The sequence below is a fragment of the Streptomyces sp. CNQ085 genome (genome assembly GCF_022614595.1).
Taxonomy (GTDB): domain Bacteria; phylum Actinomycetota; class Actinomycetes; order Streptomycetales; family Streptomycetaceae; genus Streptomyces.
Map to the genome: position 1 here is coordinate 1 of NZ_JAJFAU010000107.1, position 8,760 is coordinate 8,760.

The window sequence follows — 8,760 nt, forward strand, 5'->3', positions numbered from 1 at the left end:
GGGCGCGCTCGCCGCGGGGCCGCCGGGCGGTGTGGGGTGCGCCGACGCGCAGTGCGCGGTCGCCGCCGCGGATCAGCACCCCGGAGGAGAAGGGGCGCAGATCGAGCCCGGCCAGACCGGGGCAGCGGCGCAGCTCGGCCCAGCCGGAGAGAAGCGGCCGGCCGCCGCGGTCCAGCCGGTAGCCGTCGATCTCCTCGGTCGCCATCCGGCCCCCGACGGCGCCTGTGGCCTCCAGCACGGTGACGTGCAGCCCGGCGCCGGTCAGATGGTGCGCGGCGGCCAGGCCCGCCAGGCCCGCGCCGACGACGACGACATCGGTGGTCTCCCGGCCTCGGCCGGGGCGGAGCGCGCTGCCGGGCATGGAACCTCCCGTGGTCGACACTGCGGCGCGAGCGGACGTCCGGAGGGGTTCCTGCCCTCCGAAGGGGTGTTCGACGCGTGCTTTCAAGCCGACCCTGGGGAAGCGGGTGATCACGGAAAGCAGCGCACGCGCCGGGCACGGTCGTACACTGGTCGCGCACGGGTGTACGGCGGTCGCATACCGGTCGAATCCGGCTCGTACCGCACAGCCCGCCGCCGGTCGCCACCCGCCCGCCACCCGCACGGCCCGGCTGAAGGGTCCGTGGGCGCGAGGTCAGCGCAGCGCCGCCCGGACGGCGTCCTCGATACCGGGGAAGGCGAAGACGAAACCGGACTCCAGCAGCCGCCGGGGCAGCACCCGCTGACTGCCGAGCACATCGGTGGAAAGCTCGCCCAGCGCCGCGCGCAGCACGAACGCCGGCACCGGCAGCACCGCCGGGCGGTGCAGCACCCGGCCCATCGCGGCGGCCACCTCCCGCTGGGTGACCGGCTCGGGCGCGGTCAGGTTGACCGGCCCGGACAGCTCCCCGGCGTCCAGCAGATGCCGCAGCGCGGCGATGTGGTCGTGCAGCGCGATGTGGCTCCAGTACTGCCGGCCGCTGCCCAGCGGTCCGCCCAGCCCGGCCCTGAAGACCGGGAACAGCCGTCCCCACGCCCCGCCGGTGCGGGAGACCACCAGTCCGGTGCGGGCGTACACGGTGCGGATGCCCGCCTCCTCGGCGGGCGCGGCGGCCTCCTCCCACTCCTGGCAGACATCGGCGAGGAAACCGTGGCCGGGCGGCGCGTCCTCGTCCACGGCGCGGTCGCCGGTGTCGCCGTAGTAGCCGACGGCGCTGCCGACCACCAGGGTGCGCGGCGGGGTGTCGAGCGAGGCCAGGGCCTCGGCGACGGCGGCCGTTCCCAGGACCCGGCTGTCGCGGATCTCCCGTTTGTACGCCTCGGTCCAGCGGTGGTCGCCGATGCCCGCGCCGGCCAGGTGCACCACCGCCTCGCAGCCCACCAGCCCGGCCGCGTCCACGTACTGCCTCCTCGGATCCCACTCCACCTCCTCGCCCGTCCGGGCCGGGCGCCGCACCAGAGGCAGCACCTCGTGCCCGTCGGCGCGCAGGGAGTCCACAAGTGCCCGGCCGATGAGACCGGAGGAGCCGGTGACCGCGATACGCATAGGGCAATACTGGTGGACGGCCGGTCCGATGGCGAGGCACGGCGACCGGCATGTCCGCGTCCCCGGTGCCCTCCGGTCCCCCCGGAGTGCGCGGTCACCCCCGCGGCGGCCCGAAGCGTTCCCACAGGCGGGGGAAGGCCGCGGCCAGGGCCCGGTCGTCCCCGAAGTCCGGGGGCGCGCCCTCCGGCTCCGGGGGCGGTTCGGGCAGGCCGGGCTCGGGCAGCTCCAGGCCGGTGAGCCGCTCGTAGGCCTCGTCCGCGGCGCCGCCGATGTCCCCGCCCTCGCCGTCCACCCCCGGGTCGAAGTCCTCCAGCAGGTGGGCGAGAGAGTCCGGGTCGTGCAGCGCGCCCTCGAACACCTTCCTGCCCTGACCGACCAGCCAGCAGCGGAAGGAGTCGAAGGCGTCTTCGTCCGCCTCGCCCAGCAGCACCCGGGCCGCGCCCCGCACGTCCCGGCGCCAGGCCCGGTTCACCCTGGCCTCGAAGTGGCGGGCGAAGTCCGCGACGGTGTCCGGATCGAGCAGCGTCAGCCGGTCGACGAGCAGCTCGGCGTGGTCGGCCGGATCGCCTCCGGCGGCCTCGCGCGTGCTGTCGACCAGCTCCCAGAACTCCGTCTCGTGCATCGTCACGGGACCAAGGATCCGCCCTGCCCGGGCCGCCCGCACGCGGGACGCCCGACCGGCGTGGCGCCCGCCCCGGACCGGGGGGGGGGGAGAACCCGACAGGAGATGTCCGGTACCGGCGGCAGCGTGCCGGGCGCGCACCGGACGCCTGGCGGTCACCGGTAGAGTGCGGCCATGCGTTCGGCCGCCCGCGCCACGCGCTCGCGCAGCCCGGGCGGGCCGATCACCTCGCACTCGGGACCGAGGGCGAGCAGCTGGTCGTAGGCGATGTCCAGGGACTCCACGGGCAGGCGGACGGTGGTCAGCCCCTCCTCGTCGGTCTCCCCCCGCGCCAGCGCCTCCTCGGCCGCCGCCCGGTCGGCGGCGTGCCGCAGCGCGTGCCTCCCGGCCTCCGTCAGCCGCACCACGACGGTCTCGTGCAGGATCGAGCGGGCGAAGGCCGCGGCCCGCTCCTCCCAGAAGCCGGGCAGGTCGAAGTCCGCCTCCCGTTCGAACCTCCCGTCGAGCGGGGTGACGGAGCCGAAGCGGTCCACCCGGTAGACGCGAGAGTCGCCGTCGGCGCGGGCGACGAGATACCACACGCCCGCCTTGAGTACCAGGCCGTACGGCTCCAGCGTCCGCCCCGCGTCGGAGCCGTCCCGGCGGCGGTAGCGCGCGGCGACCGGCCGGTCGTTCCACACGGCCCGGGCCAGCGCCCTCAGCGCCTCCGGGGTCTCGGTGGGCCGCCACCATCCGGGAGCGTCCAGATGGAACCGCTGCGCCGCGCTGCGCGGGGCGTCCGCCAGCTCGGGCGTGAGGGCGGCGGCCACCTTCAGCCGGGCGGCCGAGGCCGCGTCCGCCAGGCCCATCTCCCGCAGCGCGGAGGGCACCCCGGACAGGAACAGCGCCTCCGCCTCGTCGCGCCCCAGACCCGTCAGCCGGGTACGGTAGCCGCCGACCAGCCGGTAGCCGCCGGCCCGCCCCCGGTCGGCGTAGACGGGGATCCCCGCCTACGCCGACCGGGCCAGCGCGTCGCGGGCGACGGTGCGCTCGGAGACCTCCAGCCGCTCGGCCAGTTCGGCGGCGGTCATCGACCGCCGCGTCTGGAGCAGCAGCACCATCTCGATCAGCCGGGCAGCACGCATGCGCCCATCATCCCCGCCGGAGCGCGCGGCGCGGCGCGCGCTGTTAGCGTGCTGTCAACCCGCAGGGACAAAAGCCTAGGAACGTCACATATGGCCACCGAATCCAGCAGCACCCCGACGACTCCGCCGCCCCGAGCCCAGTGGGGGACCCGTACGGGCTTCCTGCTGGCGGCGATCGGCTCGGCCATCGGGCTCGGCAACATCTGGCGCTTCCCCTCCGAGGCATACAAGAACGGCGGCGGGGCGTTCCTGCTGCCCTATCTGATCGCCCTGGTGACGGCGGGCCTGCCGCTGCTGATCCTGGAGTACACGCTCGGCCGTCGCTACCGGAAGTCCCCGCCGGGCGCGTTCCGCCGGCTGTCCGGTCCGGCGCAGGTGATCGGCTGGTGGCAGGTGGCGGTCTCCTTCGTCATCGCCGCCTACTACGCCGTGATCCTGGCCTGGGCGGTGCGCTACGTGGGCTTCTCGGTGGGCGAGCGGTGGGGCGTGGATCCGAACGCCTACTTCTTCGGCGACTTCCTGCGCGCCGCCGAGCAGCCCGGCTGGATCTCCTCCTACGTCGGCGGCGTCTTCTGGCCGCTGCTGGTCATCTGGATCGCGGTCCTGGCCGTCCTGGCCATGGGAGTGCGGCGCGGCATCGAGCTGGCCAACCGGATCTTCATCCCACTGCTGGTGGTCTTCTTCGTCGTCCTGGTGATCCGCGCGGTCACCCTGGACGGCGCCGGGACCGGCCTGGACGCGCTGTTCTCACCCGACTGGGGGGCGCTGGCCGAGGGCGGTGTCTGGGTCGCCGCCTACGGGCAGATCTTCTTCTCCCTCTCGGTCGGCTTCGGCATCATGATCACCTACGCCTCCTACCTGCGCCGCCATGCCGACCTCACCGGCTCCGCGCTGGTCGCCGGGTTCGCCAACAGCTCCTTCGAGCTCCTGGCGGGCATCGGGGTCTTCGCCACCCTCGGCTTCCTCTCCGCCGCCGGCGGCACACCAGTGGGGGAGACCGTCACCGACGGCATCGGCCTGGCGTTCATCGCCTTCCCGACGATCATCTCCAACATGCCGCTGGGCACCCTGTTCGGCCTGCTGTTCTTCGGCTCCCTGGCGATCGCCGGCTTCACCTCGCTGATCTCCATCGTGGAGGTGGTGGTCGCCTCGGTGCAGGACAAGACCGGCATCGGGCGCCTCGCGGCCGTGCTCGGCGCCGGCGGGCTGACGGCCCTGGTCTCCATCCTGCTCTTCCCCACCGACAGCGGGCTGTACCTGCTGGACTCCGCCGACCACTTCATCAACCGCTACGGCATCGCCCTGGCATCCCTGGTCGCGGTGATCGTCATCGCCTGGGTGCTGCGCAGGCTGCCGGTGCTCCAGCGGGACGCGAACGCCACCTCCGCCATCCGGCTGGGCGTGTGGTGGCGCCTGGCGCTGGGGGTCGTCACCCCGCTGGTGCTGGGCTGGATGATGGTGGACAGCCTGCGCTCGGAGTTCGACGAGAACTACGGGGGATACCCGTCCGGCTTCCTGTTCTGGTCCGGGTGGGCGGTCGCCCTGGGGGCGCTGGTCTTCGGAGTGCTGGCCTCCCTGCTCCCCTGGCCGCGCGGCACGGAGCCGGCGGGTACGGAACCCTCGGGGCCGGGCGGCCCTGTGGAGAGCCGGCCGGGCACGTCCGGGGAAGGGAGGTACTGATGTCGGCGGGTGCCGTCGTGATGATGATCGTGGCCATGGCCGTGGTGTGGGGCGGGCTGCTCGCGGCCGTCCTCAGGCTCCGCGGCCACACCGAGGAGTACTGACATCCCCGGGCGCGGGGTCCCCGGTCCGGTCCGGAGCGGGGCCGGGCGCGCCTCCCGGCAGGTGGGAGGAGACGCGGCCGGCCGGAGCCGCCCGGCGGCGCGGGGAGGGGCCGCCGGGCGGGCCCGTCAGACCAGGCCGTAGCGCCCGGCCGCCTCACGCACCGTCTCCCGCTTGGCCTCGCCGCGCCGGGCCAGCCGGTCCAGGGCCGCCACCGTGACCGACTCGGCGTCCACCCCGAAGTGGCGGCGGGCCGCCTCGCGGGTATCCGACAGGCCGAAGCCGTCGGTGCCCAGCGAGGACCAGTCCTGCTCCACCCACGGGGCGATCTGGTCCGGCACCGCCCGCATCCAGTCGCTGACGGCGAGGACCGGGCCGGGCGCGCCGCACAGCGCGCGGGTGACGTAGGGGACGCGTTCCTCGCCGTTGAGCTGCGCCGCGTCGCAGGACAGGGCATCGCGGCGCAGCTCGCTCCAGGAGGTGGCGGACCACACGTCGGCGGTCACGCCCCAGTCGTCGGCGAGGAGGCGCTGGGCGTCCAGCGCCCAGTGGATGGCGGTCCCCGAGGCCAGCAGCTGGATCCGGGGCGCGTCGGGGGAGGAGGCGGTCCCCTCGCGGAAGCGGTACAGCCCCCTGAGGATCCCCTCCTCCACGCCCTCGGGCATGGGCGGCTGGACCTTCGGTTCGTTGTAGACGGTCAGGTAGTAGAAGATGTCCTCCGGCTTCGGCCCGTACATCCGGCGCAGGCCGTCGCGCACGATCACCGCGATCTCGTAGGCGAACGCCGGGTCGTAGTTGAGCGAGGCCGGGTTGGTGGCCGCGATCAGGTGGGAGTGGCCGTCGGCGTGCTGCAGGCCCTCGCCCGTCAGCGTGGTGCGGCCCGCGGTGGCGCCGACGACGAAGCCGCGGCCGAGCTGGTCGGCCAGCTGCCAGAACTGGTCGCCGGTGCGCTGCCAGCCGAACATCGAGTAGAAGATGTAGAACGGGATCATCGGCTCGCCGTGCGTGGCGTACGAGGTGGCGGCGGCGATGAAGTCGGCCATGGCGCCGGCCTCGGTGATCCCCTCGTTGAGGATCTGCCCGTCGGCCGCCTCCTTGTAGTACATCAGCTGGTCGCGGTCGACCGGCTCGTACGTCTGGCCCTTGGGCGAGTAGATGCCGGCCGAGGGGAACAGCGACTCCATGCCGAAGGTGCGGGCCTCGTCGGGGACGATCGGCACCCACCGCTTCCCGGTCTCCGGATCCCGCATCAGGTCCTTGACCAGGCGTACGAACGCCATGGTCGTGGCCGTCTCCTGCTTGCCCGATCCCTTCCTCAGGGCGGCGAAGGCGCGCTCGGGAGGCTCGGGCAGCGCCGGAACCGGGTGGATGCGGCGGGCCGGGGCGGGACCGCCGAGGGCGGCGCGGCGCTCGGCGAGGTAGCGTACCTCGGGGGAGTCGGGGCCGGGGTGGCCGTAGGGCACCGGGCCCTCGCCCAGGGCGCTGTCGGGGATGGGCAGGCCGAGCAGGTCGCGCATGTCCCTGAACTCCTCGACCGTCAGCTTCTTCATCTGGTGGTTGGCGTTCTTGGAGGCGAAGCCCCGGCCGAGAGTGTGGCCCTTGACGGTCTGCGCCAGAATCACCGTCGGCGCGCCCTCGTGCGCGAGCGCGGCCCGGTACGCGGCGTACACCTTGCGGGGCTCGTGGCCGCCACGCGAGGTGTGGAAGCACTCGGTGATCTCCGCGTCGGTCAGCACCTTCGCCATCTCGGCCAGCGCCGGGCCGGCGCCGAAGAAGTGCTCGCGGATGTAGGCGGCGTCGCGGGTCGCGTAGGTCTGGAACTGCGCGTCGGGCACCTCGCGCAGCCGCCTGACCAGGGCGCCTGTGGTGTCCAGGGCGAGCAGATCGTCCCAGGCCGAGCCCCACAGCGACTTGACGACGTGCCAGCCGGCGGCGCGGAACTGGGCCTCCAGCTCCTGCACGACCCGGAAATTGGCGCGGACCGGGCCGTCCAGGCGCTGGAGGTTGCAGTTGACCACGAAGGTGAGGTTGTCCAGCCCCTCGCGTGCGGCGAGGGCGAGGGCGGCGGTGGACTCGGGCTCGTCCATCTCGCCGTCACCGAGGAAGGCCCAAACGCGGCTGCCGGAGGTGTCCTTGATGCCGCGGCCGGCCAGATAGCGGTTGAAGCGGGCCTGGTAGATCGCCGAGAGCGGGCCCAGGCCCATGGAGACGGTCGGGAACTCCCACAGCCAGGGCAGCCTGCGCGGGTGCGGGTAGGAGGGCAGCCCGCCGCCGCCGGCTTCCTGGCGGAAGTTGTCCAGCTGCGCCTCGGTCAGCCGCCCGTCGAGGAAGGCGCGGGCGTAGATGCCGGGTGAGGCGTGGCCCTGGATGTAGAGCTGGTCGCCGGAGCCGGGGGCCTCGGGGGAGGACTTGCCGCGGAAGAAGTGGTTGAAGCCGGTCTCGTAGAGCCAGGCGGCGGAGGCGAAGGTGGCGATGTGGCCGCCGACGCCGAAGCGGGAGCCGCGGGTGACCATGGCGGCGGCGTTCCAGCGGTTCCAGGCGGCGATCCGCCGCTCCATGTCCTCGTCGCCGGGGAAGGCGGGTTCGGCGGCGGTGGGGACGGTGTTGACGTAGTCCGTCTCCGGCAGCGCGGGGAGGCCGAGTCCGGTGCGGCCGGCGTGCTCCAGGGTGCGCCGCATCAGGTACGCCGCCCGGTGAGGACCGGCCTCGCGGGCGACGGCGTCCAGGGAGGCGGCCCACTCGGCGGTCTCCTCGGGGTCGCGGTCGACGAGCTGGTCGAGCTCGCTGAGGGGGCGTTCGGCGTCGGTCATGGTGTGGCCGCCTTCCGGACAGGACGGGACATGGGGTGGGGGGTGTCACACCCACTGCCGGACTGTACGCCCACGATCGATGATCGATCAAAGGGTGGAGCGTGAGAAAATGCCGGAAGAACGAAATTGGCATTCAGTGCCGTGAATCAGGCACGCGGTGCACATCCCAGGACGTGCTCCTTGACCAGCTCGCCGATGCGCGGATCACGCTCGCGGAACGCCTCCACGACCGCCTCGTGCTCCTCGGCGTACGACTGCTGCCGGGTGCCCAGCCAGCGGATGGCGAGCGTGGTCCACACCCCGATGCCAAGCGACTCCCAGGTGTGCAGCAGCACGCTGTTCCCGGACGCGCGCACCAGTTCCCGGTGGAAGGCGACCGTGTGCCGCACCTGCGCCTCGCCGTCCCCGGCCCGGTCCGCCTCGTACAGCCGCGCCACGTGCTCCTCCAGCACCGAGACATCCTCGGCCAGGCGGTCGGCGGCCAGCTCGGCCGCGATCTGCTCCAGCCCGGCGCGCACCGGGTAGATCTCCTCCAGATCGGCCGCCGTCAGGTTCCGCACCCGCACGCCCTTGTTCGGCGCCGACTCGATCAGCCGCAGCGTCTCCAGCTCGCGCAGCGCCTCGCGCACGGGCGTCTGGCTGACCTCAAGCTCCACGGCGATCCGCCGCTCCACGATGCGCTCGCCCGGCTTCCAGCGCCCGCGGACGATGCCCTCCACGATGTGCTCGCGGATCTGCTCGCGCAGGGAGTGGACGACGGGCGGTGCCATGGGCGCTCCTTTTCTGCCTTCTTCGGGGGGACAACGACGATACGGGCCCCGCCCGCACGGCGGGGGGGGGGGGGGGGGGGGGGGGGGGGGGGGGGGGGGGGGGGGGGGGGGGGGGGGGGGGGGGGGG

The 8,760-nt window shown here is 73.7% G+C and carries 7 protein-coding genes and 1 pseudogene; 2 read left to right on the plus strand and 6 right to left on the minus strand.

The window, feature by feature from the left end:
* The 4 genes and pseudogenes from LJ221_RS17250 to LJ221_RS17265 form a co-directional block, all read right to left on the minus strand.
* On the minus strand, window positions 1-361 hold a 361-nt coding region (locus LJ221_RS17250), incomplete at its 3' end, for an FAD-dependent oxidoreductase (RefSeq protein ID WP_241717626.1).
* 273 nt (window positions 362-634) lie between these two features.
* Window positions 635-1,525, minus strand: coding sequence for a TIGR01777 family oxidoreductase (locus tag LJ221_RS17255; protein WP_241717627.1), 891 nt, complete (start codon window positions 1,523-1,525; stop codon window positions 635-637).
* Window positions 1,526-1,619: 94 nt separating this feature from the next.
* Entirely contained in the window at window positions 1,620-2,147 is a 528-nt protein-coding gene (locus LJ221_RS17260; protein ID WP_241717637.1) for a DUF4240 domain-containing protein, read from the minus strand.
* A gap of 155 nt (window positions 2,148-2,302) precedes the next feature.
* Window positions 2,303-3,271, minus strand: a pseudogene (locus LJ221_RS17265) (helix-turn-helix transcriptional regulator).
* A gap of 90 nt (window positions 3,272-3,361) precedes the next feature.
* On the opposite strand from LJ221_RS17265, the gene LJ221_RS17270 reads away from it, so the two are divergent.
* Together LJ221_RS17270 and LJ221_RS17275 are read left to right on the plus strand one after the other, a co-directional pair.
* The gene (locus LJ221_RS17270) at window positions 3,362-4,951 is read left to right on the plus strand and encodes a sodium-dependent transporter (RefSeq protein WP_241717628.1); all 1,590 of its coding nucleotides are present in this window, start codon (window positions 3,362-3,364) and stop codon (window positions 4,949-4,951) included.
* Window positions 4,951-5,055 carry a methionine/alanine import family NSS transporter small subunit gene (locus tag LJ221_RS17275; RefSeq protein WP_241717629.1) on the plus strand — a complete coding sequence of 35 codons (105 nt, stop codon included), beginning with the start codon at window positions 4,951-4,953 and terminating at the stop codon, window positions 5,053-5,055. Before LJ221_RS17270 ends, LJ221_RS17275 begins: the two co-directional genes overlap by 1 nt.
* A gap of 126 nt (window positions 5,056-5,181) precedes the next feature.
* Here LJ221_RS17275 and aceE read toward each other — a convergent pair whose 3' ends face one another.
* Both aceE and LJ221_RS17285 read right to left on the minus strand, forming a co-directional pair.
* Entirely contained in the window at window positions 5,182-7,863 is a 2,682-nt protein-coding gene (aceE, locus tag LJ221_RS17280; protein WP_241717630.1) for a pyruvate dehydrogenase (acetyl-transferring), homodimeric type, read from the minus strand.
* A gap of 146 nt (window positions 7,864-8,009) precedes the next feature.
* The gene (locus LJ221_RS17285) at window positions 8,010-8,633 is read right to left on the minus strand and encodes a GntR family transcriptional regulator (protein WP_241717631.1); all 624 of its coding nucleotides are present in this window, start codon (window positions 8,631-8,633) and stop codon (window positions 8,010-8,012) included.
* Between the last annotated feature and the right edge of the window lie 127 nt (window positions 8,634-8,760).